Origin of the sequence: Paenirhodobacter enshiensis (genome assembly GCF_000740785.1) — a bacterium.
GTDB classification, from domain to species: Bacteria; Pseudomonadota; Alphaproteobacteria; order Rhodobacterales; family Rhodobacteraceae; genus Rhodobacter; species Rhodobacter enshiensis.
Genome location: NZ_JFZB01000003.1, coordinates 1 through 17898, shown reverse-complemented (window position 1 = coordinate 17898; position 17898 = coordinate 1). Strand labels below are relative to the sequence as shown.

19 protein-coding genes are annotated in these 17898 nt (G+C 67.9%); 7 read left to right on the top strand and 12 right to left on the bottom strand.

Going from position 1 to position 17898, the window contains the following annotated elements; translation table 11 throughout:
• Window positions 1-22 precede the first annotated feature (22 nt).
• From CG50_RS02065 to CG50_RS02040, 6 genes are all read left to right on the top strand, one after another.
• Window positions 23-925 carry a LysR family transcriptional regulator gene (locus tag CG50_RS02065; RefSeq protein WP_036634664.1) on the top strand — a complete coding sequence of 301 codons (903 nt, stop codon included), beginning with the start codon at window positions 23-25 and terminating at the stop codon, window positions 923-925.
• A gap of 122 nt (window positions 926-1047) precedes the next feature.
• Entirely contained in the window at window positions 1048-2202 is a 1155-nt protein-coding gene (locus CG50_RS02060) for an ABC transporter substrate-binding protein (protein ID WP_036634661.1), read from the top strand.
• A 105-nt stretch (window positions 2203-2307) separates the two neighbouring features.
• Window positions 2308-3291 (top strand): ABC transporter ATP-binding protein, encoded by a 984-nt coding sequence (locus CG50_RS02055; protein ID WP_036634659.1) that lies wholly within the window; start codon window positions 2308-2310, stop codon window positions 3289-3291.
• Window positions 3288-4229: an ABC transporter permease gene (locus tag CG50_RS02050; RefSeq protein WP_036634657.1), complete on the top strand. Its 942-nt coding sequence runs from the start codon at window positions 3288-3290 to the stop codon at window positions 4227-4229. The genes CG50_RS02055 and CG50_RS02050 overlap by 4 nt, the downstream gene beginning before the upstream one ends.
• Window positions 4219-5028 carry an ABC transporter permease gene (locus CG50_RS02045; RefSeq protein WP_036634655.1) on the top strand — a complete coding sequence of 270 codons (810 nt, stop codon included), beginning with the start codon at window positions 4219-4221 and terminating at the stop codon, window positions 5026-5028. Before CG50_RS02050 ends, CG50_RS02045 begins: the two co-directional genes overlap by 11 nt.
• A 17-nt stretch (window positions 5029-5045) precedes the next feature.
• On the top strand, window positions 5046-6470 hold the full coding sequence (locus CG50_RS02040) for a gamma-aminobutyraldehyde dehydrogenase (protein WP_036634653.1): 1425 nt from the start codon (window positions 5046-5048) through the stop codon (window positions 6468-6470).
• 35 nt (window positions 6471-6505) lie between these two features.
• Here the strand turns inward: CG50_RS02040 and CG50_RS02035 are convergent, their stop codons facing one another.
• Window positions 6506-7168 carry a flagellar basal body-associated protein FliL gene (locus CG50_RS02035; RefSeq protein ID WP_152559401.1) on the bottom strand — a complete coding sequence of 221 codons (663 nt, stop codon included), beginning with the start codon at window positions 7166-7168 and terminating at the stop codon, window positions 6506-6508.
• A gap of 175 nt (window positions 7169-7343) precedes the next feature.
• On the opposite strand from CG50_RS02035, the gene CG50_RS02030 reads away from it, so the two are divergent.
• The gene (locus CG50_RS02030; RefSeq protein ID WP_036635012.1) at window positions 7344-7580 is read left to right on the top strand and encodes an Lrp/AsnC ligand binding domain-containing protein; all 237 of its coding nucleotides are present in this window, start codon (window positions 7344-7346) and stop codon (window positions 7578-7580) included.
• A gap of 43 nt (window positions 7581-7623) precedes the next feature.
• On the opposite strand, the gene CG50_RS02025 is transcribed toward CG50_RS02030, so the two are convergent.
• From CG50_RS02025 to CG50_RS01975, 11 genes are all read right to left on the bottom strand, one after another.
• Window positions 7624-8406 (bottom strand): TIGR02186 family protein, encoded by a 783-nt coding sequence (locus CG50_RS02025; protein ID WP_036634651.1) that lies wholly within the window; start codon window positions 8404-8406, stop codon window positions 7624-7626.
• A complete protein-coding gene (locus CG50_RS02020) occupies window positions 8403-9326 on the bottom strand; it encodes a sulfite exporter TauE/SafE family protein (RefSeq protein ID WP_036634649.1) in 924 nt (307 codons plus the stop codon). The genes CG50_RS02025 and CG50_RS02020 overlap by 4 nt, the downstream gene beginning before the upstream one ends.
• Before the next feature lie 140 nt (window positions 9327-9466).
• Window positions 9467-10435: an ABC transporter permease gene (locus tag CG50_RS02015; protein WP_036634646.1), complete on the bottom strand. Its 969-nt coding sequence runs from the start codon at window positions 10433-10435 to the stop codon at window positions 9467-9469.
• Complete coding sequence (locus CG50_RS02010) at window positions 10435-11520, bottom strand: ABC transporter permease (protein ID WP_036634644.1); 1086 nt, start codon at window positions 11518-11520, stop codon at window positions 10435-10437. The genes CG50_RS02015 and CG50_RS02010 overlap by 1 nt, the downstream gene beginning before the upstream one ends.
• On the bottom strand, window positions 11517-13121 hold the full coding sequence (locus tag CG50_RS02005) for an ABC transporter ATP-binding protein (protein ID WP_036634641.1): 1605 nt from the start codon (window positions 13119-13121) through the stop codon (window positions 11517-11519). Before CG50_RS02005 ends, CG50_RS02010 begins: the two co-directional genes overlap by 4 nt.
• Window positions 13121-14110: a BMP family lipoprotein gene (locus CG50_RS02000; protein ID WP_036634639.1), complete on the bottom strand. Its 990-nt coding sequence runs from the start codon at window positions 14108-14110 to the stop codon at window positions 13121-13123. Before CG50_RS02000 ends, CG50_RS02005 begins: the two co-directional genes overlap by 1 nt.
• Window positions 14111-14275: 165 nt before the next feature.
• Window positions 14276-14719 (bottom strand): ribosomal protein S18-alanine N-acetyltransferase, encoded by a 444-nt coding sequence (rimI, locus tag CG50_RS01995; protein WP_245615563.1) that lies wholly within the window; start codon window positions 14717-14719, stop codon window positions 14276-14278.
• A complete protein-coding gene (tsaB, locus tag CG50_RS01990; protein ID WP_036634636.1) occupies window positions 14716-15375 on the bottom strand; it encodes a tRNA (adenosine(37)-N6)-threonylcarbamoyltransferase complex dimerization subunit type 1 TsaB in 660 nt (219 codons plus the stop codon). Before tsaB ends, rimI begins: the two co-directional genes overlap by 4 nt.
• Window positions 15365-15928, bottom strand: coding sequence for a NifU family protein (locus tag CG50_RS01985; protein ID WP_036634635.1), 564 nt, complete (start codon window positions 15926-15928; stop codon window positions 15365-15367). Before CG50_RS01985 ends, tsaB begins: the two co-directional genes overlap by 11 nt.
• Window positions 15929-16122: 194 nt before the next feature.
• Complete coding sequence (locus tag CG50_RS01980) at window positions 16123-16578, bottom strand: universal stress protein (RefSeq protein ID WP_036634634.1); 456 nt, start codon at window positions 16576-16578, stop codon at window positions 16123-16125.
• Between the two features lie 46 nt (window positions 16579-16624).
• On the bottom strand, window positions 16625-17686 hold the full coding sequence (locus tag CG50_RS01975) for a hypothetical protein (RefSeq protein WP_036634633.1): 1062 nt from the start codon (window positions 17684-17686) through the stop codon (window positions 16625-16627).
• Window positions 17687-17898: the final 212 nt, after the last annotated feature.

Below are 17898 nucleotides of genomic sequence, written 5' to 3'. Positions count from 1 at the left end.
CCCGCGAACAGGAGCCCCGCCCATGGCCTTCACCATCCGCCAGCTGCGCTATTTCATCGCCGCCGCCGAAAGCGGGACCGTGTCGGGCGCGGCGCTGGCGCTGTCGATCTCGCAATCCTCGGTCACCGAGGCGATCCGCGACCTCGAGGCGGATCTGGGCGTCGCGCTGTTCGAGCGCCATCCCCGCGGGCTGGAGATTACCCAGAAGGGCCATCAGTTCCTGCGTCACGCCCAGGGCATCCTGTCGAGCATCGCCGACGCCCGGCAGGCGGTGGTTTCGGATACCGAGAAGCTCGGCGGCAAGCTGCATGTGGGCGTGACTTCGCTGGTGGCGGGCTATGTGCTTTCCGACATCCTCGCGCGGTTTCGCCGCGCCAACCCGAATGTCGAGGTCACCGCGCTCGAGGACAACGGCGATTACCTCGAACATCTGCTGATCGGCGGCGAGCTCGACGTGGCGGTGATGGTGACCTCGGCTTTGCGCGACCGGATGGCGCTGCAAACCGAGATCCTCGAAGTCTCGCCCTATCAGCTGTGGTTGCCGAACGGCCATCCGCTGACCGGGGCGACCTCGGTCGCGATCGAGGATCTGGTGGGCGAGCCGATGATCATGCTGCGCCTCGACGAGATCGAGGAGGCGACGCGGGGCCTGCTGAGCGCGCTCGGCGCCCGCCCGCGGGTGGCGTTCCGCACCCGCTCGGTCGAGGCGGTGCGCTCGCTCGTGGCGACGGGGGCGGGGATCGCGCTGTTGCCGGAACTGGTCTATCGGCGCTGGTCGCTCGAAGGCGACCGGATCGTGTCGCGCGATGTCTCCGGCAAGCTGCCGGTGGTGCAGGTGGGCGTCGTGTGGCGCAAGGGCGCGCCGCTTCCGGAGGCTGCGCGCGAATTCATCCGCGCCGCGCAAAGCCAGTCCGCGCAACGATAAATCAACCTATCGGTTTTTCCGATAGCACGCTTCTGACAATTGAATTTGCGAAAACGTATCATCTCGCTCACGCTTCCGTGTGAGGGGCGGGGACGCGCCCCGTGGACAACAGGGAAAAGCGGATGACCAAGTTCCTCAACCTCTGCGCCTCGGGGCTCGCGCTTGGCGCGGCGCTGACGCTGCCGGCGCAGGCCGAGATGATGAAGCAGCTCGGCAAGCCCGAAGGCGCGCTCTCGATCGTCGCCTGGCCGGGCTACATCGAACGCGGCGAGACCGATCCGGCCTATGACTGGGTGACCAAGTTCGAGCAGACCTCGGGCTGCAAGATCGAGGTGAAGACCGCCGGCACCTCGGATGAGATGGTCTCGCTGATGAATCAGGGGGGCTTCGATCTGGTGACGGCGTCGGGCGACGCCTCGCTGAGGCTGATCGCGGGCGGCAAGGTGCAGCCCGTCAACACCGACCTGATCCCCGACTGGAAGCGCGTCGACGACCGGCTGAAGGATGCGCCCTGGCACACCGTCAAGGGCACCCATTACGGCGTGCCCTTCATGTGGGGGCCGAACGTGCTGATGTACAACACCGACGTGTTCAAGACCGCGCCCGACAGCTGGGACATCGTGTTCAACGAACAAAACCTGCCCGACGGCAAGTCGAACGCCGGTCGGGTGCAGGCCTATGACGGCCCGATCTACATCGCCGACGCCGCGATCTACCTGAAGGCGCACAAGCCCGAACTCGGCATCGAGAACCCCTATGAGCTGAACGAGACGCAATATGCCGCCGCGCTCGATCTGCTGAAGGGGCAGCGCAAGCTGGTGTCGCGCTACTGGCATGACGCGATGGTGCAGGTCGACGATTTCAAGAACGAGGGCGTCGTCGCCTCCTCGTCCTGGCCGTTCCAGGTCAACCTGCTGAAGGCCGACGGGGCGCATGTCGCCTCGGTGGTGCCGAAGGAAGGCGCCTCGGGCTGGGCCGACACGCTGATGCTGCACGCTCAGGCCAAGCACCCGACCTGCGCCTATATGTTCATGGAGCATTCGCTGAACTCGAACCTGCAATCGGATCTGTCGGTGTGGTTCGGCGCGGTGCCCTCGGTCCCCTCGGCCTGCACTGACAAGTCCGGTATGCAGACCGCCGAAGGCTGCGACGCGAACGGGCTGAAGGACTTCGAGAAGATCTGGTTCTGGCGCACGCCGACGTCGAGCTGCGAGGCCGGCGGCTGCGTGCCCTATCACCGCTGGGTGTCGGATTTCATCGCGGTGATGGGCGGCTGATCCCGCGGCCCCTTCCGCTCTCTCCGTGCCCGGACGGATCCGGGCACGGTCTTCCGCCGAAGGCCGCCCCCCGCCTTCGGGCGCCGATCCATCGAAAGACTGACCATGACCGATGCAGTGAGTTTCCGTGGCGTGTCGCGCCACTTCGGCAGCGTGCGCGCCGTCGATGCCGTGGATTTCGACATCCGCGACGGCGAATTCTTCGCGATGCTCGGGCCCTCGGGCTCCGGCAAGACCACCTGCCTGCGCCTGATCGCCGGCTTCGAACAGCCGACCGCCGGCCATATCGAGATCTACGGCACCCGCGCCGAGGGCGTGCCGCCCTACCGGCGCAACGTCAACACCGTGTTCCAGAACTACGCGCTGTTCCCGCATATGAACGTGCGCGAGAACGTGGCCTTCGGGCTGCGGGTGAAGGGCGTGGGCAAGGCCGAGCGCACCCGCGCCGCCGAAGAGGCCCTCGCCCTCGTCGAGCTGGCGGGTTACGGCGATCGCCGGGCCGGCGCGCTTTCGGGCGGGCAGCGCCAGCGCGTGGCGCTTGCGCGCGCGCTGGTCAACAAGCCGAAGGTGCTGCTGCTCGACGAGCCGCTCGGCGCGCTCGACCTCAAGCTGCGCGAACAGATGCAGGAAGAGCTGCGCCGGTTGCAACGTGCGCTCGGCCTCACCTTCGTCTTCGTCACCCACGATCAGGAAGAGGCGCTGTCGATGGCCGACCGCGTCGCCGTCTTCGCCGATGGCAAGATGCAGCAGGTCGGCACCCCCGAGGAAATCTATCGCCGCCCGTCGAGTCGCTTCGTCGCGGATTTCGTCGGTTCGTCGAACGTCGTGCCGGCGGATTTCGCAGGCGCGGGCCAGCCCGGCGAATGGGCGAGCCTGCGCCCCGAGGATATCCGCCTCGACGCGGACGGGCGCGAGGCGACGGTTCTCACCCGCGCCTATCACGGCCGGGTGGTCAAGCTCGGCCTCGATCTCGGCGGGCAGGCGCTGACCGCGCTGGTCGCGCCCGGCGACACCCTGCCCGAGCCCGGTGCGCGCACCCGCATCGCCTGGGACGCGGCGAAGGTGCATGTGATGGGGGCCGGGGCATGACGTCACCCGCGATCTTCGCACCGCGTTCGGGCGTGCTCGCCCGCGCCGCCGACTGGGCGATCCGGCATCCGAGGATGTTCGTCTTCCTCATGGTGCTGCCCATCGTGCTGTGGCTCGGCATCGTCTACATCGGCGCGCTGATCGCGCTGCTGATGCAGAGCTTCTTTTCCATCGACGAATTCTCTGGCGTGGTGCAGCACGAATTCACCCTGAAGACCTATGCCGAGCTGCTGCGGCCGTCGAATTTCGCGATCATCGCCCGCACGGTGGCGATGGCGGCGGCGGTGACGCTCGCTTCGGCGGTGCTGGCCTTCCCGATGGCCTATTTCGCGGCGCGCTACGCCCGCGGCAAGTGGAAGGCGCTGTTCTACATCGGCGTCATGCTGCCGCTGTGGTCGAGCTATCTGGTCAAGGTCTACGCCTGGAAGCTGGTTCTGGCGAAGGAAGGCATCCTGACCTGGATCTTCGCGCAACTGCATCTGAGCTGGCTGCTCGACGCGGTGCTGGCGATCCCGGTGGTGGGGGGGAATTCGCTCTCCGTCAGCTACCTCGGCACCTTCATCGTCTTCGTCTACATCTGGCTGCCCTACATGATCATCCCGGTTCAGGCCGCGCTCGAACGCGTTCCCGCGCCGCTTCTCGAGGCCGCATCGGACCTTGGCGCGACGCCGAAGCAATCGTTTCGCATGGTGCTGCTGCCGCTCGCGCTGCCGGGCATCGTGGCGGGCTCGATCTTCACCTTCTCGCTGACGCTCGGCGATTACATCATCCCGCAGATCGTCGGATCGGGGCGGCTGTTCATCGGCCAGGCGGTCTATACCCAGCAAGGCACCGCGGGGAACATTCCGCTCGCCGCCGCCTTCACCGTGGTGCCCATCGTCATCATGGGGGTCTATCTGTGGGGCGCGCGCAAGATGGGGGCTTTCGATGCACTCTGATACCAAGGCGCCGCTCGCGCTGAAACTCTCGGCCATCGGCGGGCTGATCTTCCTGCTCGCCCCCATCGCGCTGATCTTCCTCTACGCCTTCACCACCGAGGAGAAGAGCTATCAGTTCCCGCCGCCCGGCCTGACGCTGAAGTGGATCGGCGTGACGATGGGGCGCGACGACGTGTGGCAGGCGCTCGGACTGTCGCTGAAGGTGGCGGCGATCGCCACGGTGCTGGCGATGGTCTTGGGCACGCTGACCGCGGCCGCGGTGGCGCGCTCGCGCTTCTTCGGGCGAGAGGCGATCTCGCTTCTGGTGATCCTGCCCATCGCGCTGCCGGGCATCATCACCGGTATCTCGCTGCGCTCGGCCTTCGCGCTTCTGGACATCCCGTTCAGCACCTGGACCATCGTTCTCGGCCATACCACCTTCTGCATCGTGGTGGTCTACAACAATGCCGTGGCGCGGTTTCGCCGCACCTCGGGCTCGCTCATCGACGCGGCGATGGATCTGGGCGCGGACGGGGTGCAGACCTTCCGTCTGGTGATCCTGCCCAACATCGGCACCGCGCTGATGGCGGGGGGGATGCTGGCCTTCGCGCTGTCCTTCGACGAGGTGATCGTGACCACCTTCACCGCGGGCAACCAGTCGACCTTGCCGATCTGGATGCTCGAAGAGCTGGTGCGCCCGCGTCAGCGCCCCGTCACCAATGTCGTCGCGATGGCGGTGGTGCTGGTCACCGTGCTGCCGATCCTCGCGGCCTACTATCTGACCAGGGACGGCGCAGAGACCGCCGGTTCCGAGAAATGACCTACAGGGAGACCTCCATGCAGACCCAGATGCTGATCGGCGACGCGCTCGTTTCCGGCACCGAGACCGAGGAGCAGATCCTCAACCCCCGCACCGGCGAGGTGATCGTCACCCTCCCCGAGGCCTCTCTCGCGCAGGTCGAGACCGCGGTGAGCGCGGCGGCGACCGCCTTCGCCAGCTGGTCGCGCACCACGCCCGCGGAACGCTCGGGCTATCTGCTCAAGATCGCCGACCGGATCGAGGCCGAGGCCGAGACCCTCGCCGGGCTCGAGGCGCTCAACTGCGGCAAGCCGGGGCATATGGCGCTCGGCGACGAGCTGCCGGCGATCATCGACTGCTTCCGCTTCTTCGCGGGCGCCGTGCGCACCATGCACGGGCCGGTCGCGGGCGAATATCTGCCGGGCCATACCTCGATGATCCGGCGCGACCCGATCGGCGTCGTCGCCTCCATCGCGCCGTGGAACTATCCGCTGATGATGATGGCCTGGAAGATCGCCCCGGCGATCGGGGCGGGCAACACCGTGGTGTTCAAGCCCTCGGAACAGACGCCGCTGACCGCGCTCGCCATGGCGAAGATCTTCGCCGACATCCTGCCCGAGGGGGTGGTCAACGTCATCCTCGGCCGCGGCGAGACGGTGGGCTCGGCCCTCATCAACCACCCGAAGATCGCGATGATCTCGCTCACCGGCGACATCGCCACCGGGCGCAAGATGCTGGAAGCGGCGACCCGCACGATCAAGCGCACGCATCTGGAACTTGGCGGCAAGGCGCCGGTGATCCTGTTCGACGATGCCGACATCGAAGCGGCGGTCGCGGGGCTGCGCGCCTTCGGCTATTACAATGCCGGGCAGGACTGCACCGCCGCGTGCCGGATCTACGCGCAATCGGGCGTCTACGAGAAATTCGTGGCCGAACTCGCCGCTGCCGTCTCGACCATCGGTTTCGGCCATGAGGACGACAGCAAGAACGAGATGGGGCCGCTGATCTCGCCTCGCCAGCGCGACCGCGTGGCCTCTTTCGTCGCCCGCGCGCGCGAACAGAACCATATCCAGGTCGCGACCGGCGGCGCCATCCCCGAGGGCAAGGGCTTCTTCTACGCCCCGACGGTCATCGCGGGCGCGCTGCAGACCGACGAGATCGTGCGCCGCGAGGTGTTCGGCCCCGTCGTCTCCGTCACCCGCTTCGACGAGCCGGAACAGGCCATCGGCTGGGCGAACGACTCGGATTACGGCCTCGCCTCCTCGGTCTGGACGAAGGATGTCAGCAAGGGGCTCTCGGTCGCGTCGCGGCTGCAATACGGCTGCACCTGGGTGAACACCCATTTCATGCTGACCAACGAGATGCCGCATGGCGGGATGAAGCAGTCGGGTTACGGCAAGGACATGTCGTCCTATGCGCTCGAAGACTACTCCGTGGTGCGTCACGTGATGGTCGCGCTCTGATCCGATCCGATCCGGCCCCGTGCTTCGGGGCCGGGTCAGTTCCGCGCGGAACCGCCGGGCGGCGCGGTCATCGTGCGCACCCCGCTCAGCCGGCCCTGCGCGTCATAGCTCAGCACGAAGATCCGGTCATACAGCGTTTCGGGCCAGCGACCGCCGGGCAGAAGCGGTGCCGGATCGGCCCCGAGCGCGGCCAGCAGCGCCGGGATTTCACCATGATGCCAGGCGACGAGGGTGGTGTCATGCGCCGGCCGCGCGCGCAGCCAGTCGGCCATCGCGGCGGTCTGGGTGTCGGAGAAGGGCTGTGCGATGCCCAGATGCAGCGCGGCGGCGAGCGGCGTCACCGTCAGGCGGGGACGCTGGCTGTGCCTGCTGTCGGCCGCGGCGGCGACGGTAGCGATGGGGGCAATCCCCGCATCGGCCAGCGCCTGCGGCAGCCACTGTGCCAGCATCGCGGCCCGCGCGCTGCCCTCCGGGGCGAGGCCCGCCCCGGTGTCGGGCTTCTCGGCGTGGCGCATCACGATCACCGTTCCCCCGGCCGGGCCCTGAACCTGATCCGGGCCGCGCAGCGGGGTGGGGTGGGCAAAGCCCGGACCCGAAAGGCCGATCGCCGCCATCAGCCCCAGGAACGCCGAGAGGATCGTGTCATGCAGCCGCATCCGCGCCACTCGGAGTCGCGCCGTCCCGCCGGCATTGTGCATTTGCGTTCTCCCGATGCTGTCTTGCCCGGAAGCGATCATAGACGTCCGGCGCCCGCGCGCGATCCACGATCCAGTGACGGTTGGCGCGCTTTCCCGTGGGGCTGTCTTTCCTCCGGGCTCGTCTTTCCCTCGTCGCGCCGCCGCCCTAAGGTGGACAAAACTCATGGAGGTCCCGATGCGTTGCGTTTTCGTCCAGTTCCGCTGTCAGCCCGGCAAGACCTACGAGGTCGCCGATGCGATCTACGAGCGCGAGGTGGTGAGCGAGCTCTACTCGACCTCGGGCGATTTCGACCTGATCGCCAAGGTCTATGTTCCCGATGACGAGGATGTGGGCCATTACCTCAGCCAGAACCTGTTCGACATCCCGGGCATCGCCCGCACGCTGACCACGATGACGTTCAAGGCGTTCTGACCGGGCATTCCGGAGAGGGGCATTCCGGAGGGGCGGGGCGGTCTCAGTTCCGGATCAGCCGGAACGCCGCCGCCGCCGCCCAGCCGGCGAAGCCTGCGAGGATCAGCGACAACACCCCGTAGACCGGGGCGTGGTCCTGCGCCATGACGAACAGCAGTCGCTCCAGCCCGACGCGGCGCACCGCGATGGCGGTCTGGAAGGTGTCGACCACCTGCCCGCCGCGCAACAGGAAGATCCGGGTCTTGTAATCGCCCTCGGTCAGGTTCGCGGGCAGGGCGAAATCGGCGCGGAACAGCGTATCCTCGACCAGATGCACCGCACCTTCATGGGCGGAATACAGCCCCTCGCGCTCGCGGATGGTCAGCATCGCCTCGGTGTAGGGGCGGGCATCGGCGACTTCGAGCGGCCCCTCGAACGCGCGCAGCGCCTTCGGCACCGAGATCCGCTGTGTCGCATCCGCCTCTGGCGACAGGATCTGTTTCAACGGCCGGGTCGAGGCGACGGAATAATAGCTCGGCGCCGCGGCGATGCGCACCTTCGAGGTGTTCACCCAGATCCCCATCTCGCGCGATTTCTTGCGGATGGTCAGCGGTTGCGCCGGGCCTTCGAGCGTGACCACCACATCGAGGGGGGTGTCCTCGGGCTCGGGGGCGGTGCGCTTGACCGCGCCGTAGATCAGCACCTGCGAGCCGGTGAAGGCCGCGGTGATGCCGATGCTGTCGGCGCCGAGGCCCGCGACCACACGCTCGTTCGGGGGATCGGCGGCGTGCCCCGGTGCGGCAAGCGCGACGGCCAGCGTCAGGGCACAGGCGAGGGCGCGGATCATCCCTGTTTCCCCACCGCGATACTGTAAAGATCGGCCGGGCGGATCAACAGATCGGCCCCGAGCTTCGCGGCCACCACCACCACCAGAAGCGCCAGCAGGATGCGCAGCTGTTCGGCCTTCAGCCGGCCCGACAGCACGCTGCCGAGCTGCGCCCCGATCACGCCGCCGACGATCAGGAACAGCGCGAGCAGCATGTCGACCGAATGGTTGGTGATCGCGTGCATCAGCGTGGTGAAGGCCGAGACGGTGATGACCTGAAACAGCGAGGTGCCGATCACCACCTTGGTTGGCATGTGCAACAGGTAGATCATCGCCGGCACCATGATGAAGCCGCCGCCCACGCCCATGATCGCGCCGAGGATGCCGACCCCCATCCCGATCAGTATCGGCGGGATCACCGAGATATACAGGCCCGAGGCACGGAACTTAATCTTCAGCGGCAAGCGCTGGATCCAGTTGTGCACGTGCTGCTTGCGCCGCGCGCCGGGCCGCGGACTGCGGTTGCGCCGCATTGCACGCAGCGATTCCTGCAGCATCAGCAGCCCGATGGAGCCCAGAAGCACCACATAGGCCAGCTGAACCACCAGGTCGATCTGTCCAAGCGCTGCCAGCCGGTTGAAGATCCACACGCCGAGCGCCGCCCCCGCGAGCCCCCCGACCTGCAACACAAGCCCCATCGGCACATCGACCGCGCGGCGCTTGAACTGCGCCAGCACCCCCGAGACCGAGGAGGCGACGACCTGATTCGCGCCCGTTGCCACCGCGACGCCGGGCGGAATGCCAAGGAAGAACAGCAACGGCGTGATGATGAACCCGCCGCCCACGCCGAACAGCCCCGACAACACCCCCACCACGCCGCCAAGACCAAGCAGCAGGAACACGTTGACCGAGACCTCGGCGATGGGAAGGTAGATCTGCATTGCGATCCGTCGGAATGCGCCGGTCGGGGCCGTCGAGGTGAGTTTCAGGGACTGTGCCCCCAAGGGCCCCCGCTGTCAAATGACGCTTTGCCGAAGGGGCCGCCCCCTGTCGCTCCCGGATCCTGGCCCCGATCCCGGGCTCAGCGCTCTTTCACATAGGGCTGGCCGCCCGCGCGCGGCGGGATCGCCTTGCCGACGAAGCCCGCCAGCACGATCACCGTCAGGATATAGGGCATGGCATCGAGCGCCGGCCCCGGAATCGCCAGATGCAGCGCGCCCTGAATCACGTCGGGGCGCAGCGCCAGCGCCTGGAGCAGCCCGAACAGCAGCGTCGCCCACAGTGCATACCACGGCCGCCACTTGGCGAAGATCAGCGCGGCGAGCGCGATATAGCCGCGCCCCGCGGTCATCTCGCGGCCGAAGCCGGCCTGCAACGCCGTCGACATGTAGGCGCCCGCGAAGCCGCACAGGATGCCGGTGATCATCAGCGCGCCGTAACGCAGCCGCACCACCGAGACGCCGGCGGTATCGACGGATTCGGGGTTCTCGCCCACCGCGCGCAGCCGCAGCCCGAAGCGCGTGCGATAGAGCACCCACCAGCTCAGCGGCACGCACAGCAGCGCGATGTAAACGAGGATCGCGTTGCCCGACAGCACATCGGCGTAAAGCGGGCCGAGCACCGGCACCGGGCGCAGCGCATCGGCGAAGGGCAGGGTCATCTCGTGAAACCGGGCCGCACCGTTCAGCGGCGGCGTGCGTCCGCCCTGCCCGAACATCGCCTGCGAGATCAGGATCGTCGCGCCCGAGGCCACGAAGTTCAGCGCCACCCCCGAGATCAGCTGATTGCCCCGGAAGGTGATCGAGGCCAGCCCATGGATCGCCGCGAATATCAGCGAGGCGACGATCCCCGCGCCAAGCCCGATCCAGGCGCTGCCCGTCAGATAGGCGACCGCGGCCGAGGTCATCGCCGCCATCAGCATCTTGCCCTCAAGCCCGATGTCGAAGACGCCCGCACGCTCGGAATACAGCCCCGCCAGACAGGCGAACAACAATGGCGTCGCCATGCGCAGCGCCGAGGCGAGGATCTCGTAAATCGTCGACAGGTCCATCACTGTGCCCCCCGCTTGCGGAAGAACGGCGCGATCATCATCCGCACCATGGTGTCGAGCGCGCCGGTGAACAGGATCACCAGCCCCTGCAGCAGCAACCGCAGCTCGATCGGGACCGAGGTCCACAGCCCCATCTCGGCCCCGCCCTGATAGAGCGCGCCGAACAGCAGCGCGGCGAGGAAGATGCCGATCGGGTGGTTGCGCCCCATCAGCGCCACCGCGATGCCGATGAAGCCCGCGCCCTCGGACGAGTTCTGCAGCAGACGCCCGGCCTCGCCCATCACGTTGTTGACTGACATCAGCCCGCACAGCCCGCCCGAGATCAGCATCGAGGCCATGATCACCCTGACCGGCGAGATGCCCGCATAGCGCGCGGCACTTTCCGATTTGCCGAAAGCGCGGATTTCATAGCCGAGGCGGCTGCGCCACAGCAGAAGCCAGACGCCGACGCAGGCCAGCAGCGCGATGAAGAAGGTGACGTTCGCCGGCACCTTCTTGGTGAAGATCAGATCGAGGCCGGGGATGGTCTGGAAGGTCGGCAGTTTCGTCGCGGCCGCGAAACGCGCGGTCGCCGGGTCCATCTGGCCGGTCGGGCGCAGCACCTCGACCAGCAGCCACACGATCAGCGCCGCGGCGATATAGTTGAACATGATCGTGGTGATGACCACATGGCTGCCGCGTTTCGCGGCGAGCCAGGCCGGAATCGCCGCCCAGGCCGCGCCGAACAGCGCCGCACCGACGCTCGCCGCGGCGAGCGCGACGGTCCAGTGCGGCCAGGGCAGCGCGAGGCAGACCAGCGCCACGCCCAGCCCGCCAAGCTGCGCCTGCCCCTCGCCGCCGATGTTGAACTGCCCGGCGTGATAGGCCACCGCCACCCCGAGCCCGGTGAAGATGAACGAGGTCGCGTAATAAAGCGTGTAGCCCCAGGCGTAGGGAGAGCCCACCGCCCCGTCGACCATGATCTTCACGGTCTCCCACGGGTTTTCGCCCAGCATCAGCACGACCACGGCCGAGATCGCCCCGGCCAGCAGCAGGCTGATCAGCGGCACCAGCGCGAGGTCCGCCCATTTCGGCAGCCGTGTCATGCCTGTGCCCCCGTTGCGGTTTCGGTCATGCCGGCCATCAGCATGCCCAGCTCGCGTTCGTCGGTCTCGGCGGTCAGACGCTCGCCCATGATGCGGCCGTCGAACATGACGATCACGCGGTCCGACAGCGACAGGATCTCGTCGAGCTCGACCGAGACCAGCAGCACCGCCTTGCCGGCGTCGCGCAGCTCGACGATGCGCTTGTGAATGAATTCGATGGCGCCGATGTCGACGCCGCGGGTCGGCTGGCCGATCAGCAACAGGTCGGGGTTGCGTTCGATCTCGCGCGCCAGAACGATCTTCTGCTGGTTGCCGCCCGAAAACCCGCGCGCCGGCAGGAACGGATCGGGCGGGCGGACGTCGAAGCGCTCGATCTTGCCGCGGGTGTCGGCGACGATGGCGGCATTGTCCATCAAAAGCGCGTTCTTCTGGTATTCCGGTGCGTCCTGATAGCCGAAGGCGACGTTTTCCCAGGCCGCGAAATCGAGGATCAGCCCCTCGCGGTGGCGGTCCTCGGGGACATGGGCGATGCCGGCCCTGCGCCGGCTGCGGCCGTCGGCACGCGCGCTGAGGTCCAGCGCCGTGCCGTTCATCAGCACCTCGCCCGTCGCCGCCGCATAGCCGCCGAGCACTTCGAGAAGCTCCGACTGACCATTGCCCGCGACGCCCGCGATGCCGACGATCTCGCCCGCGCGCACGTTCAGGTCGATCCCCTTCAGCCGCGCGACGCCCGCGGCGTCGGTGACGCTCAGCCCGCGCACGGACAGCACCTCGCGCCCCGGGGTGGCGGGGGCCTTCTCGACGTGCAGCAGCACCTTGCGCCCCACCATCAGCTCGGCCAGCTGGCGCGGCGAGGTCTCGGCGGTGGCGACGGTCGCGGTCATCTCGCCGCGGCGCATCACGCTCACCGTGTCGGTGATCTCCATGATTTCGCGCAGCTTGTGGGTGATGAGCAGAACGGTTTTGCCCTGCCGGCGCAGATGCGCGAGGATGCGGAACAGATGGTCCGCCTCGGCCGGGGTCAGAACGCCGGTGGGCTCGTCGAGGATCAGGATATCGGCCTGGCGATACAGCGCCTTGAGGATCTCGACGCGCTGCTGATGGCCGACGGAAAGATCCTCGATCCGGGCGTCGGGGTCGACGTCGATCTCGTATTCCGCGGCGAGCCGCTTCAGCTCGGTCCGCGCGCGGGCGAGCGAGCGGCGAAGCCACGGCCCGTCCTCGGCGCCCAGAATGACATTTTCCAGAACGGTGAAATTCTGCACCAGCTTGAAATGCTGGAACACCATGCCGATGCCGGCGCGGATCGCGGCCTGGCTGTCGGGGATCGGCGTCGCCTTGCCGTGGATCACGATCTCGCCGGCGTCGGCCTTGTAGAAGCCGTAAAGGATCGACATCAGCGTCGACTTGCCCGCGCCGTTCTCGCCGATGATGCCATGGATCGTGCCGGGCATGACCCGGATCGAGATGTCCTTGTTGGCCTGAACCGGCCCGAAGGCCTTGCAGATGCCGCGCAGCTCGATCGCGGGGGGCACGGCCGCCCCGTCACCGAGAGGAGCGGCAGTCGCCTGCCGCTCCGAAGGGGTCGGGGTCTCGGTCATCACTCGATCGGGCAGGTGTTGTCCGTCATGTAGTCGTGGACCTTGATCTCGCCCGACTTGATCTTCTCGGCCACCGCGTCGACGGTCGCTTTCATCGCCGGAGTGATCAGATCCTTGTTGTTGTCGTCCATCGCGAAGGCCACGCCGTCGTTCGACAGGCCCATCACATCGGTGCCGGTCTTCATCGCGTCGCCTTCCTTGAAGGCATCATAGATCGCGTTGTCGACGCGCTTCACCATCGAGGTCAGCACCGAGCCGGGGTGCAGGTGGTTCTGGTTGCTGTCGACGCCGATCGACTTGACCTTTTCGTCGGCGGCGGTCTGCAGCACGCCAAGGCCCGACTGGCCGGCGGCGGCATAGATCACGTCGGCGCCCTGCGAGATTTCGGCCTTGGTCAGCTCCGAGGCCTTCACCGGGTCGTTCCAGGCCGAGGGCGTGGTGCCGACGAAATTCTGCACCACCTTGGCATCGGGCTTCGCGGCCTTCACGCCCTGCACATAGCCGCAGCCGAACTTGCGGATCAGCGGGATATCCATGCCACCGACGAAGCCGACGGTGCCGGTCTTCGAGGCCATCGCGGCCAGCATACCGACGAGATACGAGCCCTGCTCCTCCTGGAACACGACCGAACGCACGTTGGGCTGATCGACCACGGCGTCGACGATCACGAACTTGGTCTTCGGATAGTCCGGCGCCACGGTGTTCAGCACGTCGCCGAAGGCAAAGCCGGTCATCGCGATCGGGTTCGCGCCCGATTCGGCGAGGCGACGCAGGGCCTGCTCGCGCTGCGCCTCGGACTGCATTTCCAGCTCCTTGAACTTGCCGCCGGTCTCCTTCGCCCAACGGTCAGCACCGTGGAAGGCGGCCTCGTTGAAGGATTTGTCGAACTTTCCGCCCAGATCGTAGATGATCGCGGGATCGGCGGCGGCGGCCCCGGCCATCAGGGCCATGCCGGCGGCGGCGCCGAGGAAGGACTTCATCAGGGTCATTGATCGCTCCCAGAGTTGCGCGCCCCTGCCGGAACGCATCGGCGGGGTTTTCCCGCAGCCATAACGGATTAGCGCCAAGCCGGGGGGGCGGGTCAAGACCGATTCCGGTGCCCGGCCGCGTGGGGCGGGATGTTGCCCGGCCTCTGCCCGAAGCCTGCGCAATCTTCAGGCCCGGCCTCCGTCGGCGAGGGTGCGGGTCATCACCACGGCGTCGACGCTCTGACCTTCCGGAGTGTGGTAATAGCCGCGCCGCTTGCCCGCCTCGGACCAGCCGGTGCTGCGGTAAAGCGCGCGCGCGGCCGCATTGTCGATGGCGACTTCGAGGAAGGCCTGTTCGGCGCCCGCGGCTTTTGCCGCGTCATCGAATGCGGCCATCAGCCGCCGGCCGATGCCGGAGCGGCGTGCTTCCGGGGCGACGGCGATGGTCAGAAGCTCCGCCTCGCCGGCGACGGCCCGGCCGAGGACGAAACCGCCGGCTTCGCAGCGAAGGAAACACAGTGGCGACGCGAGAAAGTCACGGAATTCCGCCGCATTCCACGGTCTTGGCGTGACAAAGCAGCGCTCATGCAGCGCGGCCAGCTGTTCCGCGGTCATCGGGGTGTCGCTCATGCGTCGAGCAGCTGCGGCGGCGGGTCGGAGGGCGGCAGGGCATCGGCGCCGCGCAGATACAGCGGCGCCGGACGGGGCAGCGGCGTGCCGTCCTGCGCCCGCAGGGCGGCGATCCGCGCGATGGCAACGGCGAGCGGCATCGCGGACGCGCGCACCGTGCCGGTGCCGCGCAGCTCATGCAGCGCATCGGCCGCGGTGCCGGTCAGCGCGTCTGCCTGCGTGACCGCAATCTCCGTCAGGGCACAGAGGTCAGGCGCGCTCTCGCCCACATCGGTGAACCGCTGCACATAAGCCTCGCCGCGGCGGGCGTCGTCGACCGTCAGCACCGGTCGGGGCAGGCCGAAAGCGCGGGCTTCAAGCGTGCTCACCCCGATCGCCGGGATCCTCAGCGCCAGCGCCAGCCCGCGCGCCGCCGCGACCGAGATCCGCACCCCGGTGAAATTCCCCGGTCCGATCCCGACGCCAAGCGCCGACAGATCGCGCCAGCCGATCCCCGCGCCCGCCAGCATCTCTTCGAGCAGTGGCATCAGCCGCTCAGCCTGACCGCGGGCCATATCCTCGTGGCATTCGGCGACAAGCTCGCCCGCGCGCAGCAAAGCGGCCGCGCAATGCGCGGCCGATGTGTCGAACCCCAGCGTCCAGTGATCAGAGGGCAACGGGGCGCACCTCTGTCACCTCGGGGATGTAATGGCGCAGCAGGTTCTCGATGCCCATTTTCAGCGTCAGCGTCGAGGACGGACAGCCCGAGCACGAGCCCTTCATGTTCAGATAGACCACGCCGCGCTCGAAACCGTGGAAGGTGATGTCGCCCCCGTCCTGCGCCACGGCCGGACGCACGCGGGTGTCGAGGAGTTCCTTGATCTGCTGCACGATGGCGCCGTCTTCCTCGTCGCCCTCATGGACGGCATGGGCGGATTGACCCTCGCCCTCGATCACCGGGGCTCCGGACTGGAAATGCTCCATGATCGCGCCCAGAACCGCGGGCTTCGCATGGGCCCATTCGGTTTCCGCATCCTTGGTCACGGTGATGAAATCCGACCCCAGGAACACCCCCGTCACGCCCGGCACCGCGAAGATGCGGCGTGCGAGCGGCGAGGCGGCCGCACTTTCCACCGTCGGGAAATCGGCCGTGCCCAGGTCCAGAACGGTCTGCCCCGGCAGGAACTTCAGCGTGGCGGGGTTCGGCGTGGTTTCGGTCTGGATGAACATGGCATGCCTCCTTGGCTTGTCCGTCATATGAGGCCGCACCCGCGACGCGTCAAGCGCGCCGGCCCTGCTTTCGCTTTGCCTCAAATATCCCGGGGGTGAGGGCCGAAGGCCCGAGGGGGCAGAGCCCCCTGCCTTTTCCCTTCTGCGGGGGCAGAGCCCCCCTCCCTTTCACCGCAAACGGAGTTCAGCCCGCCTCAGGTGATCGACTCGAGCCGTTCCTTCGACATCTCGCCCGGCACCACGGTCAGCGGGCAGGGCAGCGAGCCGGAATTCCGGCTCAGCTGCGTCACCAGAGGCCCGGGCCCTGCCTTGTCGGTGCCCGCCCCCAGTACCAGAACGCCGATCTGCGGATCGGTGTTGATCACGTCCAGGATCTCCGACACCGGCTCGCCCTCGCGGATCACCAGCTCGGGCATGACCTTCTGCTTGTCGCGCATCCACTTCGCGAAGACCTCGAAATGTGCCTCGATCCGCTCGCGGGCCTCGGCGCGCATGATCTCGCCGACGCCGATCCAGTGCTGGAATTCCTCGGGCGGAATGACCGAGACGATGGTCACCCCGCCCCCGGTATGGGCGGCGCGCATCGCGGCATAGCGCATCGCGTTCAGGCATTCGCGGGTGTCATCGAGCACGACCAGAAATTTGCGCATCGCTTCTCCTTTGTCGCGAAAGTTGTCGCCCGAAACCGGCCGCGCGTCAACGCGCCGCCTGCCGCAGCCCGCGCCGGAGCATCGCCACGAGCCCCGCCCCGAGAAGCGCGCCGAGCTGTCCGATGAGCGCCATCAGTCCGCCGAGAGCCATGATCGCCGCATCGCCGAGCCGGTGCAGCAGGCGCAACGACCGCGCCTTGCCGAGCATCTCGAGCGCGCGCGGCGTCTCGGGGCCGGCGACCTCGCTCAGCCGCGCGAGGCGGCTCAGATCGGCCTCGTCGTCGGCCAGCCGCAGGATCGGCAGCACCTCGGCGGGCGAGGTCGCCTTCGCGATGCGGGTGACGTCGCCGGCCATCGTGCTCAGCCGCGCGGTGCCGCCGGCTTCGCTTGCCGCTTCGCGCAAGGCCCGGCTCAGCCCCGGTGACAACGCCTTGGCCCGGCGCGCGATGCGCAGCGCGGAGGCTCCGACCTTGACGGGCAGCGTCGCCCCGGCCCCGAGGCCGCCGCTCGCGATGGTCGCTCCGGTCGCGGCCAGTCCCACCGCCGCGAGTGCCGCATCGAGCCCGTCGACCGGCTGCCCCGAGGCCCAGGCCCAACCCGCCTGACCGAGGGCGGCCACATCGCCTGCGGGGCTGATCTGGAACGGCAGGGTGCAGGCGCCGATCAGCGTCAGGCTCGGACAGGCGGCGACGTCGACGGTGCAGCGCGCGCAGGCGCCGGCGGTCTCCGTCCAGTCCCGGGCGAGGGCCGCTTCTGCCCCGGTGCGCAGGGCTTCGGACAAGGCGATGTGACGGTCTTGCGCGAGATCGAGGAGCAGGCGGATGCGGTCGCGGTCTTGCGCGGCAATGGCTGCTGTCAGCCGGGTGGAAAGTTCATCCGGAGTGGCGGCCTCGGCCAGGGCGCGTTCGAGCGCACTGCGGGCGGCCTGTGTCGTGCGCTCCGTGAACGGATGCGCGAGCGGGTTTTGCATGAGCCCCCAGATCGCGCCCGACAGCGCCGCCACGGTCCAGAGCGCCAGTGCCAGCCGGGCGAGCGCACGGACCGGTGCGATCGGGGCCGGGCGGAGGGGGGGCATTTGCCGGAGTGGCAGGTATTGCGCCTTGTTCACGATCCGATCCTCTCCCGGTTGTCGGGGGATCATCGTGCCGGGGCAGGGGCTTTGCAACAGAGGGCTGCCGGGGAGAGGGAGGGGGCTCTGCCTTGCAGAAAGAGATCTGCCCCACAGAAAGAGAAAGGAGGGGGCTCTGCCCCCTCGGGCCTGACGGCCCTCACCCCCGGGATATTTGAGGCGAATCGAAAGGGGGCAGAGGGCGCGCTTTC

Coding starts and splice junctions, on each gene's coding strand:
- CG50_RS02065 (WP_036634664.1), top strand. CDS start 23: ATGGCCTTCACCATCCGCCAGCTGCGCTATTTCATCGCCGCCGCCGAA.
- CG50_RS02060 (WP_036634661.1), top strand. CDS start 1,048: ATGACCAAGTTCCTCAACCTCTGCGCCTCGGGGCTCGCGCTTGGCGCG.
- CG50_RS02055 (WP_036634659.1), top strand. CDS start 2,308: ATGACCGATGCAGTGAGTTTCCGTGGCGTGTCGCGCCACTTCGGCAGC.
- CG50_RS02050 (WP_036634657.1), top strand. CDS start 3,288: ATGACGTCACCCGCGATCTTCGCACCGCGTTCGGGCGTGCTCGCCCGC.
- CG50_RS02045 (WP_036634655.1), top strand. CDS start 4,219: ATGCACTCTGATACCAAGGCGCCGCTCGCGCTGAAACTCTCGGCCATC.
- CG50_RS02040 (WP_036634653.1), top strand. CDS start 5,046: ATGCAGACCCAGATGCTGATCGGCGACGCGCTCGTTTCCGGCACCGAG.
- CG50_RS02035 (WP_152559401.1), bottom strand. CDS start 7,168: ATGCACAATGCCGGCGGGACGGCGCGACTCCGAGTGGCGCGGATGCGG.
- CG50_RS02030 (WP_036635012.1), top strand. CDS start 7,344: ATGCGTTGCGTTTTCGTCCAGTTCCGCTGTCAGCCCGGCAAGACCTAC.
- CG50_RS02025 (WP_036634651.1), bottom strand. CDS start 8,406: ATGATCCGCGCCCTCGCCTGTGCCCTGACGCTGGCCGTCGCGCTTGCC.
- CG50_RS02020 (WP_036634649.1), bottom strand. CDS start 9,326: ATGCAGATCTACCTTCCCATCGCCGAGGTCTCGGTCAACGTGTTCCTG.
- CG50_RS02015 (WP_036634646.1), bottom strand. CDS start 10,435: ATGGACCTGTCGACGATTTACGAGATCCTCGCCTCGGCGCTGCGCATG.
- CG50_RS02010 (WP_036634644.1), bottom strand. CDS start 11,520: ATGACACGGCTGCCGAAATGGGCGGACCTCGCGCTGGTGCCGCTGATC.
- CG50_RS02005 (WP_036634641.1), bottom strand. CDS start 13,121: ATGACCGAGACCCCGACCCCTTCGGAGCGGCAGGCGACTGCCGCTCCT.
- CG50_RS02000 (WP_036634639.1), bottom strand. CDS start 14,110: ATGACCCTGATGAAGTCCTTCCTCGGCGCCGCCGCCGGCATGGCCCTG.
- rimI (WP_245615563.1), bottom strand. CDS start 14,719: ATGAGCGACACCCCGATGACCGCGGAACAGCTGGCCGCGCTGCATGAG.
- CG50_RS01985 (WP_036634635.1), bottom strand. CDS start 15,928: ATGTTCATCCAGACCGAAACCACGCCGAACCCCGCCACGCTGAAGTTC.
- CG50_RS01980 (WP_036634634.1), bottom strand. CDS start 16,578: ATGCGCAAATTTCTGGTCGTGCTCGATGACACCCGCGAATGCCTGAAC.